Genomic DNA, 16,123 nt, shown 5'->3' with positions numbered 1-16,123 from the left:
TTCAACCTCATTAGCGGCATTTTATGTACCTATATTCCTGTGAATGGACCGGAACGCCGGCATCACCCTTCGTTTCGTCAATATAGCGACATAAATTGCCTCTATTTCTCTCCAATGGACGGATATTGCCGGAATAACGCCCTTTTTTACACTTATATTTTTCGTTGCAGTTAGGCAGCAGAAACTATCAAGATTTTTATTTTTGCCTCTGGCAGAATATATGTTGAACAAAAGAATAAAGGGTTTGGCAAGCGATGTGAAATGATTCTGAAATGATTCTGAAGAAAAGGCAGTGGTCGAAGCAGGAGAACCGGAATAATAAAAACTCATTGTGCATAGGAGGAACCGGATGATTAAAAAACAAGCTTATACGGTAGAATTGCGAGGAACGAATTACGAAATCGGCTGGGGCTTTGGCGAATTTACAAAGGAGAACCCTGCGCTGAGAGCTTTTCACACTGCTGGATTTGATCATTTTGATGAAGCGGAGGCGAAGAAGCCGCCGAATTGTTCGACCGCTGGTGTCCGGGCCTTGCCGAGGAACTGCGGGGATTTGCCGATGCGCTGGAGGCCAAGCCGTCGCAAATCGTCTATTACGCCATGACTTACTTGCGCCCGCGGTGCAGCCAGATCGCCGTTTTGCCGGGGATTTGCCGCAAGCGGAAACCCGCTGCTCGCTCGGAACTATGAATTCAGCTCCGATTCGGAGGATTTTACGCTGGTGAAAACCTCCCTGACCGGAAAGTATGCGCATCTTGGCACCAGTGTGCTGCATTTCGGCCGCGATGACGGTTTTAACGAATGCGGGCTTGCCGTGACGATGAGCTCCTGCAGCTTTCCGGTTGGGGCGCTGCAAATCGACCATTCCAGCACCGCCCAGCTTCTTTACGCCACCAATCATCCGCTGCTGCCCGAGCTGGTGCCTTATGAGTCGCAGGCGATGCGCAATTCTTTGCAGCGTTACGAACTGATCGGGCATACTCTTGAAGGGAAGGGGCAGGTTTCGGAGGACGATTTGAAGCAGCTGTTATTGGGAAAATTCCCGGCCGGTCTCAACTGCCCGTATTATGAAGACTTTTTCGGTACCACCAAAAGCATGATCATGAACCCGGCCAAAGGGACCATGGAACTGTGCTGGGGCGGACGAAGCGCCAACGGGTGGCGCAGTTATGATATTCACGAACCGCTTGGCGAGACCGTGCTGGACATCGAATTGTATGCGGAAAAAGCACATCCTGAATTTTTCGAGTTCGTGCCTATTCCAGCGAATTGATGGGGAGGCGCGGACGCAAAGTCAAAAACGTCGGCTGACGCTTCTGCAGGAGGCACCTGCGTCCCGGATCTGAGCACTAGTGCTGAATTAACGGGTGCACAACTCCGGATAATTTTCAGATCTCCCGCAAAAACGTAGGTTTTCGAATTGAAATTAGGCCCGCCTGAAATCTAACGGTTGCCACAGCTGTTATTTTGCGAAAAAAGCCCTTTTCAAAATTCTAACGGTTGTGATCGCCGTTATTTGCCTGAATCTGAGCAAAAATAGCCGGATTTCAGTGAAATAAGCGCTGTGGCAACCGTTACAATTTGAAATCAATGTTTTTGGCATAAATAGCGGCTGTGGCAACCGTTAGAGCGACGGATTCGGTTTGAGGACAGCAAAAAGCCTGCCGGTTCTGAAAGGACCAGCAGGCTTTTCTCTTAATGTTCCTCGCTCACCCCTCGGTCAAATGGCGTTGGAGCTTGGCGATCGCTTCGTATTCTTCTTCCAGCTTGCGCGAAATGCGGATGTAGATCGGCAGTATCTGTTTATAAACGGCGGTATGCTTGGCGTTTGGCGAATGCATGTACGTTCCCCCGACCATACTTTTGACAATATCGAAGGAATCGATTTCGCCCAGCGCATACAAGCCGAGGACGGCCGCGCCGAGACAAGAGCTTTCGATGCTTTCCGGGATTACGACCTGCTGGTCGAAAATATCGGCCAGCATCTGCCGCCACAGCGGGGAGCGGGCAAAGCCGCCGGTCGCCTGGATTTTGCGGGGCCGTCCGATCTGCTCTTCCATCGCCAGCAGCACCGTGTACAGGTTGTAAATAACACCCTCCAACACGGCGCGGATCATATGCTCTTTCTGATGATGCAGCGTCAGCCCGAAAAACGAACCACGCGCGTTCGGATTCCACAGAGGCGCCCGTTCGCCGGCCAGATAAGGGTGGAAAATAAGGCCGTCGGAGCCGGGGTTCACACGCTCGCCGATTTTGGTCAGCACATCGTAAGGGCTGATCCCGAGCCGTTTCGCGGTTTCGACCTCGGAAGCGGCGAATTCGTCGCGGACCCAGCGGAAAATCACCCCGCCGTTGTTGACCGGCCCGCCGATCACCCAGTGTTTGTCCGTGAGCGCGTAGCAGAAAATCCGCCCCTTCGGATCGGTTTTCGGCCGGTCGACCACCGTGCGGATCGCGCCGCTGGTGCCGATCGTGACGGCGACGACCCCGGGATCGATCGCGTCCACCCCGAGATTGGACAGCACGCCGTCGCTCGCTCCGATCACAAACGGAGTCGAGGTGGACAAGCCCATATCGTCGGCGTATTTTTGCGAAAGCCCCTGCATAATATGCGTCGTCGGCACTAGCTTCGACAAATGCTCCGGCGTAATGCCGGCCACGCGCAGCGCTTCCTCGTCCCAATCCAGCTTCTCCAAATTCAGCAGCCCCGTGCAGGAGGCGATCGAATAATCGATCACGTATTCCCCGAACAGCTGGAGAAAAACGTATTCTTTAATGGAAATAAACTTCCGCGTTTTCTGAAAAATGTCCGGTTGCTCTTGGCGCAGCCACATCAGCTTGGTCAGCGGCGACATCGGATGGATCGGCGTTCCGGTGCGCAGATAGATCTCATGGCCGCCCAGCTCGTTTTTGAGCCGCTCCGCATAGTCCACGCTCCGGTTATCTGCCCAGGTAATGCAGCGCATCAGCGGTTTGCCGTCTTTATCGACCGGGATGACGCTGTGCATCGCCGTGCTGAACGACACGAAGCCGATTTGCTCCGGAGCCAGCCCGCTTTTTTTCATAATTTGGCGAACCACTGTCACGACGGCGGAGAAAATTTCATCCGGATCCTGCTCGGCGATGGAAGCGGAAGGGGTGTACAGCGGATATTCTTCGTTGGCGGAGGCGACCACCTTGCCGCTCCGTTCGAACAGAACCGCTTTGGTGCTGGTCGTTCCAATATCCAGGCCGATCATATAGGTCAGGGAATTCATTTCAAAACCTTCTCTCTACGTTTATATCTGTATAAGTTGAACAAATGATTGAACGAATTGAAGCAACCCTCTTGCCTTTATCATTCCTAATTCAATAGTTCAACTTATCCGGCTAACTCCATTCTAGGCATGACGTTTTTAAAAAATAAAGCTCAGAATCAAGATCAATACCAGTCCGACGACGGAAAGAATCGTTTCCATGGCCGTCCAGGACTTCAAGGTCTGCGGGACGGACATATTGAAAAACTCCTTCACCATCCAGAAGCCGGCATCGTTGACGTGGGACAGCACGATCGAACCGGCCCCGGTGGCCAGTACGGCCAGTTCCACATTCGCTCCCGGCGTCAGGGCGAGCACGGGCGCGACGATGCCCGCGGCCGTCGTCATGGCGACGGTGGCCGAGCCGGTGGCTACACGGATCAACGCGGCCACCAACCAGGAGAAGAAAATAATGTTGATATTCGCTCCGGTGGCCATTTCGGCAATCGCCTGGCCGACGCGCTATTGATCAGCACCTGCTTAAACGCGCCGCCGGCGCCGATGATCAGCACGATCGATGCGATCGGCGCCAGACATTCGCTCGTAAATTTGGAAATGTCGTGCTTCGAAAATCCGCGGCTGTATCCCAGCGAAAAGAAGGAGAACACTACGGCGATCAAGAGCGCCATGATTTCATGGCCGATAAATTCGCAAAACAGCGTGATTGGGCTCGTTGCCTTGGGATCAATGATGCTTGCGAGCGAACCGATCAGCATCAGGATCACGGGCAGCAAAATCGTAAACAGCGTCATGCCGAAGCTCGGCAGCTTGCGGCCCTCCTTGACGGCAAATTGTTCGGCCAGCTCGGCCGGCGGCTGCAGCGCGATACGTTTGCCGATATATTTGCCGAACAAGGGACCGGCGATGATCGCGACCGGCAGCCCGACGAGGAGCGAATACAGAATAGTCCGGCCCAGATCGGCCCCGTAGGCGTCGATTGCAATCATAGGGGCCGGATGCGGCGGGACGAGCCCGTGCACGGTGGACAAGCCGGCCAAAATCGGTATGCCGATCTGCAGCAGCGACATTCTCGTCTTTTTGGCGACGGTAAATACGATCGGAATCAGCAAAATGACGCCGACTTCAAAAAAGACGGGGATGCCGACAATAAATCCGACGAGCATCATCGCCCAGTGCACTCTTTGTTCGCCGAAACGGTCGATCAAGGTCGTGGCGATCCGTTCGGCGCCGCCGGATTCGGCCATCATTTTGCCCAGCATCGTGCCGAGCCCGATGACGATGGCGATCGTGCCCAGCGTGCCGCCGAGGCCGCCCGTGATCGAACTAACGACGTCGAGCGGCTTCATGCCGGCCAGCAGCCCGAGCAGCAGGGCGGAGATCAACAGCGTAACAAACGGATTCCATTTATATTTGGAAATCAGCAAGACAAGAAAAACGATCACAATTAAGGTCCATAACAGCAGCGTGGCGTTATGGCTCATTCCGAACAGCGTACCCAAATTGAAGTTCCTCCTTTATAGTTAATGCCCATATTGCAACGCTTTCATTTCAATAGATTGATTGGATTTTAGTATGAGCTAAAATCCAATTCCCATTAATGTATACTTGTCGACAACATAAACGGCCAAAGGCCGCACAAGGCCAGCCTTAAATCATTTAGGGATACTCTTATGCAGCGTACGGCGGGAATCGGCAAAATACTCTTCAATATTGCGCTGAATGGTCTCGCTGTCCCGCGATTTAAAACTTTCCAACAGCTTGCGGTGCTTGCCTACGACATATTCAATTTTTTCCTCGCCTTGCGATAGGACCTCGCGGGTCGTAATCAGCATGACCGTCATCACCACTTGCCGGATGCTGGTCCATAGCTGCTCGATTCGCGAATGGCGGGCCCCGGTAATGATCGTTTCATGAAAACAGAGGTCCTGATAAGCAAAATCCACCGTATCCCGGTGTTTGCCGGCCAGCTCCATTTTGTCGACGATTTTGTCCAATTGGGACAACAGCTTCTCCGGATCGGCGGCGAGGCGCTGCCAGGCAAAGCTTTCAATCAAATAGCGGACATCGTAAAGCTCTTCGATATCCTGTAAATTCAGGCCGCGAACGACGGCCCCCATGCGCTGCAAAGTGATCAGGCCTTCGCCGGACAGCGTTTTCAACGCTTCCCGGACCGGAGAGCGGCTTGTTCCGAAATCCGCGGCAATGCGGTTTTCGGACAAGATCTCGCCCGGTTTGATCGCGCCGTTTACCATTTGCAGCCGAAGTTCGGCGGCGATCGACTCGCCTAAAGAGCCGCTTTTTAGCCATGAAGCAGGAAACTGCATGTATCATATCTCCTATTCAGATGAAATTTCCCGTGTGATCCTTTTTACTTGGTCACTTCGATCATAGCATGAAAGCGTCCTGGCGGTCAGCCGATATCCGTACGTTTTAAACCGTTTATTTCGCCGATTCTACCGCGTGACCGCCGAATTCGTTGCGCAGCGCGGCGACGACTTTGCCGTGAAATGCGTCGCTATCCAGCGAGCGGTACCGCATAAACAGCGACATGGCGATAACCGGCGCGCTGGCTTGAAGATCGAGCGCCGTTTCGACCGTCCACTTGCCTTCCCCGGACGAATGCATGACCCCGCGGATGCTTTCCAGCTTCGGATCCTTGGAAAAAGCGTTTTGCGCCAGCTCCATCAGCCAGCTGCGGATGACCGAACCGTTGGACCATACGCGCGCCACCTGCTCGAAATCGAATTCGAACGGGCTTTTGTCCAGCACTTCAAAACCTTCGGCAATCGCTTGCATCATGCCGTATTCGATTCCGTTGTGCACCATTTTAAGAAAGTGGCCGCTGCCGGATTTCCCCGCGTACAAGTAGCCGTTTTCAACCGCCAGATCGCGGAAAAGCGGTTCGATATGGCGGAAGGCCGTTTCGTCCCCGCCGATCATGAAGCAGGCGCCATGCTCCGCGCCTTCAACGCCGCCGGAAGTGCCGACATCAAAGAAGTGGATGCCTTTCTCCGACAGCTGTTCGGCCAGGGCCAGCGAATCTTTATAATGCGAATTGCCTCCGTCGATGACGATGTCTCCTTGTTCAAGCAGCGGGGTAAGCGTTGTTACGACCGAATGCAAAGGTCCGCCGGCGGGGACCATCGCCCAGATGACCCGCGGAGCCTCCAAGGAAGCGACCAGCTGTTCCAAGCTGTTGGCGGGAACGGCTCCTTTATCGGCGGCATGGCTGACGGAATCCGGATTCATGTCGAAAGCTACGACCTCATGCTTGTGCTCAAGCAAATTGGAAACCAGGTTCATGCCCATCTTGCCAAGGCCGATCATGCCAATTTTCATGATAATAAAGCACCTCTTTCTTTTATCAGTATACTTGTATACAACTTCTCTTGTTCAATATACTCCTTAGCCCGAAACCTGTAAACCGGGGATGCCGGAAATTTGTGAATGGAGCGGCGCAAATCCCGTAGACATACTTTTCCACATGTGCATAACTTATATGCTTGGCCGAATATTTTATTTATTTGTGGACAACTTTTTTTTGAAACGACGGATTGTGGATTGTGTATAATTTTTAAGAAAAAGAATGCGCCCGGGAAAAAGGGACGGTCTGTTGACTTTTTACAGGCGGTATGATTAAATGGAAAAAGGCATTTTCTGTGGATATGAAAATGATGAAATCGATAGTGAATCCTGTAAGGGGGTGCGATAGATGAAACCGACTTTCAAACCGAATGTGAGCAAGCGTAAAAAGGTTCATGGTTTCCGTAAAAGAATGAGCACGAAAAACGGCCGCAAGGTTCTCGCTGCTCGTCGTCTCAAAGGCAGAAAAGTATTGAGTGCGTAAAGCGTGCGTTAAAGACCACTGCGGTGGTCTTTTTTTTGTATGCGGCTTTAATTGCGGAAATGTTGGTCTATAATACTTTAGAAGTTACGCCCTTTGAAATGGATCGGGAAGTTTGAACCAAGGAGATAACTCGTGCATAAAAAACTTCGTTTAAGGAACCGGGCCGACTTTAATCGCATTTACCGGTTCGGAAAGTCCTTCGCCAACCGCCAGCTTGTCGTTTATTGGTCCAATAAGCCGGATATCGAACGGTTCCGGTTAGGGGTATCCGCCAGCAAGAAGATCGGCAACGCCGTGGTCCGCAACCGGATGCGCAGGCTGCTCAAAGAAATCGTCCGCCTGCACGAAGCCGAGATCCGCGACCATGTCGATCTCATCTTAATCGTCCGCAGCGGCGCCGTCGGGATGGAATACAAGGAACTGGAGAAAAGCGTGCTCCATGTGCTTCGGAAAGCCTCGTTGCTGCGGGCCTCCGGACGTTAGGCAGGCTTGTTTCTTTGTCCTTTTAAATATGTTATGATTTACGTTGAATGGATAGGTTAAGAGAGGGGTTTTGAAGTGTCGCGATTGATGACGAACAGAAGAAGATGGCTTCTTCTCCTTCTTGCGGTCGGGCTGGTGGCGGTTCTTGCCGGCTGCGCTCCGCAAAATGCTCATTTGGCTACCACGACGGAAAGCATGAAAACAAGCGGATCGTGGTGGACCGCAAACGTCGTTTACTATTTTTCGTTGGCCCTGGATACGTTTGCAAAATGGTTTAACGGTGAATACGGGATCGCGATTTTGATTATGGTGTTAATCGTGCGGACGCTGATTTTGCCGCTTACCCTTAAGCAGGTGAAGAGCTCCAAGGCGATGCAAGCGATCCAGCCGGAACTGCAAAAGATCCGCGAGAAATACAAGGATAACCCCGAGAAGCAGCAGCAGGAGACAATGAAGCTGTTCCAGGAGAACAAGGTGAACCCGATGGCGGGTTGTTTCCCACTGATCATTCAAATGCCGGTGTTTATCGCGTTGTATAACTCCATTTATTACAATTCGGCTATCCGTGAGCATTCCTTCCTGTGGCTGCAGCTCGGAGAACCGGATAAGCTGTTTATATTGCCGGCGATTGCGGCGATCACAACATTTATTCAGACCAAGATGATGTCGAATGTCAATCCGTCGGGCATGCAAGGGCCCATGGCGTTTATGATGTGGGTGTATCCGATTCTGATCTTTGTCATGGCGTACAATTTTGCCGCGGCGCTTCCGCTGTACTGGATTTTCAGCAACCTGTACACGATCGCGCAAAACTTCTTCATCTACCGTAAGAAGGACCCGGTTCCGGCCGTGGCAACCGCCGGCGGCGGCGGGGGAAGTTCTTCCGGCAAGAAGCGGGGCGGCTCGAATTTGAAAGCCGGTCATCCCGGCAAAGGCGCCAAGGAGGCCAAAAAATCGAAATGAATAAAATCGTGACGTCGGGAAAAACCATTGAAGATGCTGTAAGACAAGGACTGGCCAAGCTCGGCACCACCGAGGACAAAGTCGCCGTAAACGTGTTGGAGCAGCCGTCAAAAGGATTCCTGGGATTGATCGGGGTCAAGGAGGCAAAGGTGGAGCTTACTTTGCTTGAAGCCCCTGTTTCAGTACCATCCCCGCAAGGGAGCGCTCCGGAACCCCCGATGCCTGCTTCCGCGGAAGCGGAGGAATTGCATCAGGGGAATGAGGATCCCTATGAGGAGGCGGCGTCATTCGTACGGGACGTCGGCAAAAGCATGGGATTGGATCTCAACGTCGAGACCATCCATGGCAAAGACAGCACCGTGCTAAACATTTCGGGCCATGATTTGGGTCTCTTGATCGGGCGTAGAGGGCAAACCCTCGATGCTCTGCAATATTTGGTGAATATTATCGCCAACCGTTACTCGGATAGTTTTATTCGGATTGTATTGGATGCGGAAAATTTCCGCGAGCGCCGCAAAAAAACGCTGGAGGACCTAGCCGTAAGGCTGGCCGGAAAAGTCGTTCGTACGCGAAAGGAAGTCACGCTTGAACCGATGTCGCCGCAGGAGCGCAAAGTGATTCATTCCAAACTTCAGGATCATCCGGAGGTCAAAACGTACAGCAAAGGCGAGGAGCCGAACCGGCGGGTCGTTATTACACTGAAGCAAAGCAAATGAATGGGACGCAATGACGTTTGCTACGGCGTAAGCCTGTAGAACGCCATTGCGTTTTTCTGTGTCTCAACCCTCCCAAACCCTCCCTTACCGTAAGGGAGGGCTCCCAAGGGCTCGCTGCCCTTGGGGATCCCGCAAATTGGAGTAACGTGGGAGGGAAAGAGGTGCTCCTGCTCGCTGTTCCCTGCGGGAATACGCTTTAGCTGCGTGCTTGGAACGCTTTTCCCCCTTCGGGTACGTCTTACTTTGAGTGCTCCCGGGTAACCTGAAAACATGCTGGAGGTACTGCTGCTTTCGAAGCACCCGGGGTTACAGTGGCGAGTGGCTCGCTTGTCGCCCCTTCGGGGCACGCTCTACTTTCGGTGCTCCTGCCTCTTTGCGGGAAATCACAGGGAAGCGGGAGTTTAGAGTTACTGATGCGCGTGGTGGAGCGACTACCTGCAAGAAGGCCGCTGTCCCTGCGGGATGCGCTTAGGGTGGCACAAGGCACGCGGGTTGATGCTTCGAAGGGTCCGAGGTGCAACGGGTGCTGGAGTGGATGGACTACCTGCAAGAAGGTCGCTGTCCCTACGGGATGCGCTTAGGGTGGCACAAGGCGCGCGGGTTGAAGCTTCGAAGGGTCCGAGGTGCAACGGGTGTGGGGGTGGATGGACTACCTGCAAGAAGGTCGCTGTCCCTGCGGGATGCGCTTAGGGTGGCACAAGGCACGCGGGTTGAAGCTTCGAAGGGTCCGAGGTGCAACGGGTGTGGGGGTGGATGGACTACCTGCAAGAAGGTCGCTGTCCCTGCGGGATGCGCTTAGTGTGGATCAAGGCGTGAGGGTTGATGCTTCGAAGGGTCCGAGGTGCAACGGGTGTGGGAGTGGATGGACTACCTGCAAGAAGGCCGCTGTCCCTGCGGGATGCGCTTAGGGTGGATCAAGGCGTGAGGGTTGAAGCTTCGAAGGGTCCGAGGTGCAACGGGTGTGGGAGTGGATAGACTGTCGTGCAAGTAGGCGCTATCCCTATGGGATGCGCTTAGGGTTGAGTTGTCGGCCGGATCGAGCTTTGCGATGATCCGGGAATATGGCTGGCGAACATTTTTGTGAGCCGGCGTTTGTGTAGAAACAATTGAGTGAATGGGGAATAGCGGAGAGGGGCGTTTGAATCTGGAGAAGTGAAAGCTTTCCGGAGGAAAGCTGCATCGGAAGCATATGCTGTGGTCGCCTTTGCCATTGGATTGTAACCCTGTAAGGTGTTATTAAATGAAGACAATCCAATGGCAACAGCGATCGGAAGATCAAACGAGCAGCGCAGCGTCACATTCACGAACCTGATTTTATTTACAATAATGCGAGGTGAACAAAAATGCTGAGCGATACGATTGCAGCCATATCCACCGCCGTAGGCGAAAGCGGCATCGCCGTCATCCGCGTCAGCGGACCGGAGGCGATCGCCGAAGTAGGGCGCGTGTTCCGCGCCAAAGTACCGCTGCCGGAGGCGGAGACTCATACGGTCCATTACGGGTTCATCGTCGACCCGCAGACGGGCGAGAAGCTCGAAGAAGTGCTGGTCAGCGTGTTTCGGGCGCCCCGTTCGTTCACAACGGAAGACGTGGTCGAGATCAGCACACACGGCGGGATCATCTCCGTCAAACGCGTGATGGACCTGCTGCTGCTGCAGCCCGGCATTCGCCTTGCGGAGCCGGGGGAATTTACGAAGCGCGCGTTCTTGAACGGGCGGATCGACCTGTCGCAGGCGGAAGCGGTGATCGACTTGATCCGCTCCAAGTCGGACCGGGCTTTTTCGGTGGCGCTGAAGCAGGTGGAAGGCGATTTGTCGCGGAAAATCAAAGCGCTGCGCCAGACGCTGGTGGAGACACTGGCGCATATCGAGGTCAACATCGATTACCCGGAGCATGATGTGGAGTCGATGACGATGGCGTTTATCAAGCAAAAATGCGCGGAAGTGTCGGAAGGCATTGACACGCTGCTGAAAACGGCCAGTCAGGGGAAAATTTTGCGTGAAGGCATCACGACAGCGATCGTGGGACGGCCCAATGTGGGCAAGTCCTCGCTGATGAACGCCCTGGCCCGGGAAAACAAAGCGATCGTGACGGACATTCCCGGAACGACGCGGGATGTGATCGAAGAGTATGTGACGATCAACAACATCCCGCTGAAATTGCTTGATACGGCGGGGATCCGCGAAACGATGGACGTCGTCGAGCAAATCGGCGTGGAGCGCTCAAAAGCGGCGGTGAACGAGGCCGATTTAATCCTGCTCGTGCTTAATAGCGCGGAAGCGCTGCATGAGGACGAAGTTGCTTTGATGGAGCAGCTGGCCAGCCGTTCCGCCATCGTGCTGCTCAACAAAATCGATTTGCCGCAGCAGCTCAATCGGGAGGTCGTGCGGCGTTATTTTAAAGAGGAATCGATTGTGGAGTTGTCGGTGAAAACGGAGGAAGGGCTGGATCATCTGGAAGAGGCGATCGCTCGCCTGTTCTTTGGAGGTCAGCTGGAGTCCAACGATTTGACCTATGTCAGCAACGTCCGGCATATCGCTTTGCTGAAGAAAGCGAAGCAGTCGCTGACCGATGCGTACGAAGCGGCGGACAGCGGGATACCGATCGACATTTTGCAGATCGACGTTCGGCTCGCCTGGGAGCAGCTTGGCGAAGTGATCGGCGACTCGGCGCCGGATGCGCTGATCGATCAGATTTTCTCGCAATTTTGCCTGGGGAAATAAAGATTTCGAACGTATCAGCCGAGTCCGTTCATGGTATGATGATACAGAAGATTTTAATGATTTATTTTTTAAAAATAAGCGGATAGAGGGTTCTCTTTCTGTGGGATATAAGGAGGTTGTTTGTGATGGGGTATGCTGCCGGAAGCTATGACGTCGTCGTCGTCGGCGCGGGACATGCGGGCTGTGAGGCGGCTTTGGCCGCGGCGCGGATGGGTTGCCGTACGCTGATGGTGACGATCAATTTGGATATGATCGCTTTTATGCCGTGCAATCCTTCGATCGGAGGTCCGGCGAAAGGCCATGTGGTTCGTGAGGTGGACGCGCTGGGCGGTGAAATGGGCCGCAATATCGATAAGACGTTCATTCAAATGCGGATGCTGAACACGGGGAAGGGGCCGGCCGTGCACGCGCTGCGGGCGCAGGCGGACAAGTTCCTGTACCAGCACACGATGAAAGAGACGATGGAGAAGGAACCGAACCTGACGATGCTGCAGGGGATGGTGGAGGAGCTGATCGTGGAAGACGGCCAATGTGTCGGCGTGATCACGAAAACCGGCGCCGAATACCGGGCCAAAGCGGTTGTGCTGACCACCGGCACCTATTTGCGCGGCAAAATCATCATGGGCGAGCTGATGTACGAGAGCGGGCCCAACAATCAGCAGCCGTCCGTCAAGCTGTCGGAAAATTTGCGGGACCTGGGCTTTGAACTAATCCGCTTCAAAACCGGCACGCCGCCGCGGGTGCACAAGGATACGATCGATTTTTCGCAAACGGAAATTCAGCCGGGCGACGCAAAACCGAAGTTTTTCTCCTACGAGACGAAAAGCTCCGACAACGAGCAGCTGCCTTGCTGGCTGACCTATACTTCGGAAGAAACGCACAAAATTATTCAGGATAACCTGCACCGCGCCCCGATGTTTTCCGGCGTTATTGAAGGAACCGGACCCAGATACTGCCCGTCCATCGAGGATAAAATCGTGCGCTTCAGCGACAAGCCGAAGCATCAGATTTTTTTGGAGCCGGAAGGCAAAAATACGTCCGAGTATTACGTGCAAGGCTTCTCCACGAGCATGCCGGAGGAGGTGCAGCTGAAAATGCTGCGGACGCTGCCGGGCCTGCAAAATGTGCAGATGATGCGGACCGGCTATGCGATCGAATACGACGCCATCGTGCCAACGCAGCTGTGGCCGTCGCTGGAGACGAAGCGGCTGCCGGGCTTGTTTACGGCGGGGCAAATCAACGGCACATCCGGTTATGAGGAAGCGGCCGGTCAAGGGATCATGGCCGGGATCAACGCGGCGCGCAAGGTGCAGGGCAAAGAACCGGTCATTTTGGACCGTTCGCAAGGGTATATCGGCGTGTTGATCGACGATTTGGTCACCAAAGGGACGAACGAGCCTTACCGTTTGCTGACGTCCCGGGCGGAATACCGTTTGCTGCTCCGCCATGACAATGCCGACCTGCGGTTGACGCCGATCGGTTATGAGATCGGATTGATCACCCAGGAGCGGTACGACCGTTTTCTCGATAAAAAACAGAAAGTCGAGCAGGAAATCGAACGCCTCAAAGCAACAAAGGTCCGTCCTTCGGAAATCAATCCGCTGCTCGAGTCGGTCGGTTCGGCCCCAATCCAGGACGGCAGCAATTTGCTGACCATTTTGCGCCGGCCGGAAGTGACGTATGCCCATATCGGCTCGCTTTCTCCTTCCGATTTGGACTTGGATGAAGAAATGCAGGAGCAGGTGGAAATTCAGATCAAATACGCGGGATACATTGAAAAGCAGCTGCTTCACGTTGATAAGTTACAGAAAATGGAAAAGAAAAAAATCCCGGAAAATATCAACTATGAAGATGTTCAAGGGCTTGCGACGGAAGCGCGCCAGAAGCTGGCTAAAATTCGCCCGATTTCGATCGGCCAAGCGTCGCGGATATCCGGAGTAACGCCTGCGGATATTTCCATTTTGCTGGTGTATCTGGAACACTATAATCGTGTGACCGCAGCGGGAGGTTGAGGTTACTCTTGGATTCGATACAATCGGAATTCCTTACACTGCTCAAAGATCATGACATCGAGCTATCGGAAAACCAGCTAAGCCAGTTTGAGACTTATTTTAAGGAACTTGTTTCCTGGAATGAAAAAATGAACTTAACCGGGATTACAGAGCGGCATCAAGTGTACATCAAGCACTTTTACGACTCCGTCACTCTAGCTTTCCACATACCTATGGGGGAGATTGTTACGATGGCGGATATCGGGTCCGGCGCCGGTTTTCCCGGGATCCCTTTAAAAATTTGTTTTCCTCATTTGCAGCTGACGATCATCGATTCGTTGAATAAGCGCATCCAATTTTTGCAACATGTCGTTGATCAGCTCGGGCTGCAGGACGTTCAGCTGCTGCATGGCAGGGCGGAGGATTTGGGCCGCCGGGAAGGGTTAAGGGACTCCTTTGATTTGGTGACCGCGAGAGCGGTCGCACGAATGGCTGTTCTGAATGAATTTTGTTTGCCTTTTGCCAAAGCGGGTGGTGTTTTTGTGGCGATGAAGGGCAGCGATCCGGAGGAAGAGGTCAAAGAGGCGGCGTACAGTCTGTCACAGCTTAAGGGCCAATGGGTAAACACCGTACCGTTTACGTTGCCGATGGAAAACTCCGATCGTCATCTTGTTATTATTCGCAAAACAGGCCCAACGCCTAAAAAATACCCACGCAAAGCAGGAACTCCGATCAAGTCTCCGCTTGTATAAATTGTTTCACCCTCTTAGCAAAATGTTCCACGTGAAACATCTCGTTAAGAGGGGTTCTTTTCTGCAATATTCTTTTAAGTTCTAAAAAGAAGAGAATAGGATTATAGAGGAAAAAGTGGTAGAATAGATATATCGGGGTTGCGTTGAGATCATTCTACATAGATTAGCGCCTATTTCGCCGTTCAGGCTTTATTTGGGCGTTTTGTGGTTCGTGGTGATCTTAACCTTTAAGTATATGTCCAAAAAGTCAGAATTTCAGCACGAAGATTATGCTTATGATGTTTGTTTCTTCAAAACGTTCTTTCTTACATCTTCAAAAGAAGGCTTTTTGAACAACCTCTTAAAAAGCAATTGATTGTAGATTGTACTGCTTTTCCATCCCCATAACGGGATGCTACCCGTAAGGCTTGGCCTTATGTCACTATGAAACTAGGTGGTAATTGACGGAATGAAAGAACAATTTTCTAAATTGTTTGGTTTAACCGAACGGAGCAGCGGTGATGAAGTAAAGCAAATCCCGGTGGGGGAAATTGTCGGCAGTCCTTATCAGCCCCGGACCATTTTTGACGATGAGAAGATCGATGAATTATGCCAAACGATTAAAACTCACGGCGTCATTCAGCCGATTGTCGTTCGCCAGCGGAATGACAAGTATGAAATCATTGCCGGGGAACGGCGCTGGCGCGCGGTCAAAAAATTAGGGTTGGAGACGATTCCGGCCATTTTGCGCGATTTCAACGATTCCCAGGCCGCTTCGATTGCGTTGATCGAGAATCTGCAGCGGGAAGGTCTAACTTCGATTGAAGAAGCTATGGCATACCAAAATTTGATCGATCTTCATCAATTGACACAGGAAAGCCTGGCGCAAAGATTAGGGAAAAGTCAGTCGACCATCGCCAATAAAATTCGTTTGCTTCAGCTTCCGGAAGAAGTGAAAACGGCGCTCATGGAACGGAAAATTACGGAACGTCATGCGCGCGCTTTACTGTCCTTGGACTCCGAGGAACTGCAACTGAAAGTCCTGGCTGAAATAATCAGTAAGGAATTGAATGTGAAACAAACCGAAGCCAGAATTGCCTTTTATAAGGAAGTTTCGAAAAACAAAAAATCGGCTTCCAGGCGGATTTCATTTACGAAGGACGTCAGACTGGCGCTGAATACGATTCGCCAATCGATCGATATGGTTACCGGTTCAGGATTGCAAATTAAAACGGAAGAAAAAGATCACGAAGATCATTATGAAATCGTCATTCAAATCCCTAAGCGTTCCTAGAATGCTTGCTGACCCTTACCGCGAGGTTTGATGGTCAGCTTCTTTTTCGCAAATTCAGCCACATGCTCATGGAATGGAACGCACTTCCTCGCCAATTCATTCGATTGGATCAATCTGT

The 16,123-nt window shown here is 52.6% G+C and carries 13 protein-coding genes and 1 pseudogene; 10 read left to right on the top strand and 4 right to left on the bottom strand.

Going from position 1 to position 16,123, the window contains the following annotated elements:
• Positions 1-349 precede the first annotated feature (349 nt).
• Both NYE69_RS02980 and NYE69_RS02975 read left to right on the top strand, forming a co-directional pair.
• Positions 350-604, top strand: a complete 255-nt coding sequence (locus tag NYE69_RS02980) for a hypothetical protein (protein WP_328270944.1) — start codon at positions 350-352, stop codon at positions 602-604.
• 66 nt (positions 605-670) lie between these two features.
• Positions 671-1,273, top strand: a complete 603-nt coding sequence (locus NYE69_RS02975) for a carcinine hydrolase/isopenicillin-N N-acyltransferase family protein (RefSeq protein ID WP_328270952.1) — start codon at positions 671-673, stop codon at positions 1,271-1,273.
• Positions 1,274-1,709: 436 nt separating this feature from the next.
• Here NYE69_RS02975 and gntK read toward each other — a convergent pair whose 3' ends face one another.
• From gntK to gnd, 4 genes and pseudogenes are all read right to left on the bottom strand, one after another.
• On the bottom strand, positions 1,710-3,257 hold the full coding sequence (gene gntK / locus NYE69_RS02970) for a gluconokinase (RefSeq protein WP_328270943.1): 1,548 nt from the start codon (positions 3,255-3,257) through the stop codon (positions 1,710-1,712).
• Between the two features lie 138 nt (positions 3,258-3,395).
• Positions 3,396-4,756 (bottom strand): annotated as a pseudogene (locus tag NYE69_RS02965) (GntP family permease).
• Positions 4,757-4,909: 153 nt separating this feature from the next.
• A complete protein-coding gene (locus tag NYE69_RS02960; RefSeq protein ID WP_340923757.1) occupies positions 4,910-5,581 on the bottom strand; it encodes a GntR family transcriptional regulator in 672 nt (223 codons plus the stop codon).
• A 115-nt stretch (positions 5,582-5,696) separates the two neighbouring features.
• Positions 5,697-6,596 (bottom strand): phosphogluconate dehydrogenase (NAD(+)-dependent, decarboxylating), encoded by a 900-nt coding sequence (gene gnd / locus NYE69_RS02955; RefSeq protein ID WP_328271543.1) that lies wholly within the window; start codon positions 6,594-6,596, stop codon positions 5,697-5,699.
• 373 nt (positions 6,597-6,969) lie between these two features.
• On the opposite strand from gnd, the gene rpmH reads away from it, so the two are divergent.
• The 8 genes from rpmH (at position 6,970) to noc (ending at position 16,005) form a co-directional block, all read left to right on the top strand.
• Positions 6,970-7,104: a 50S ribosomal protein L34 gene (rpmH, locus tag NYE69_RS02950; protein WP_009223341.1), complete on the top strand. Its 135-nt coding sequence runs from the start codon at positions 6,970-6,972 to the stop codon at positions 7,102-7,104.
• Positions 7,105-7,236: 132 nt separating this feature from the next.
• Positions 7,237-7,587, top strand: a complete 351-nt coding sequence (gene rnpA / locus NYE69_RS02945) for a ribonuclease P protein component (protein WP_036618220.1) — start codon at positions 7,237-7,239, stop codon at positions 7,585-7,587.
• A gap of 75 nt (positions 7,588-7,662) precedes the next feature.
• Positions 7,663-8,550, top strand: coding sequence for a YidC/Oxa1 family membrane protein insertase (locus tag NYE69_RS02940; protein ID WP_036618221.1), 888 nt, complete (start codon positions 7,663-7,665; stop codon positions 8,548-8,550).
• Complete coding sequence (gene jag, locus NYE69_RS02935; RefSeq protein ID WP_036618223.1) at positions 8,547-9,266, top strand: RNA-binding cell elongation regulator Jag/EloR; 720 nt, start codon at positions 8,547-8,549, stop codon at positions 9,264-9,266. Before NYE69_RS02940 ends, jag begins: the two co-directional genes overlap by 4 nt.
• Positions 9,267-10,609: 1,343 nt before the next feature.
• On the top strand, positions 10,610-11,989 hold the full coding sequence (mnmE, locus tag NYE69_RS02930; RefSeq protein WP_328271541.1) for a tRNA uridine-5-carboxymethylaminomethyl(34) synthesis GTPase MnmE: 1,380 nt from the start codon (positions 10,610-10,612) through the stop codon (positions 11,987-11,989).
• A gap of 125 nt (positions 11,990-12,114) precedes the next feature.
• Positions 12,115-14,001: a tRNA uridine-5-carboxymethylaminomethyl(34) synthesis enzyme MnmG gene (gene mnmG / locus NYE69_RS02925; RefSeq protein ID WP_340930254.1), complete on the top strand. Its 1,887-nt coding sequence runs from the start codon at positions 12,115-12,117 to the stop codon at positions 13,999-14,001.
• 8 nt (positions 14,002-14,009) lie between these two features.
• A complete protein-coding gene (rsmG, locus tag NYE69_RS02920) occupies positions 14,010-14,732 on the top strand; it encodes a 16S rRNA (guanine(527)-N(7))-methyltransferase RsmG (RefSeq protein WP_328271540.1) in 723 nt (240 codons plus the stop codon).
• 448 nt (positions 14,733-15,180) lie between these two features.
• Positions 15,181-16,005 (top strand): nucleoid occlusion protein, encoded by an 825-nt coding sequence (gene noc, locus NYE69_RS02915; protein ID WP_328271539.1) that lies wholly within the window; start codon positions 15,181-15,183, stop codon positions 16,003-16,005.
• Positions 16,006-16,123 lie beyond the last annotated feature (118 nt).

Source organism: Paenibacillus sp. FSL R5-0527 (assembly GCF_038008055.1).
Lineage (GTDB): Bacteria > Bacillota > Bacilli > Paenibacillales > Paenibacillaceae > Fontibacillus > Fontibacillus macerans.
Note: the sequence above shows the minus strand (reverse complement) of the source record. Positions and strands in the feature narration are given on the sequence as shown.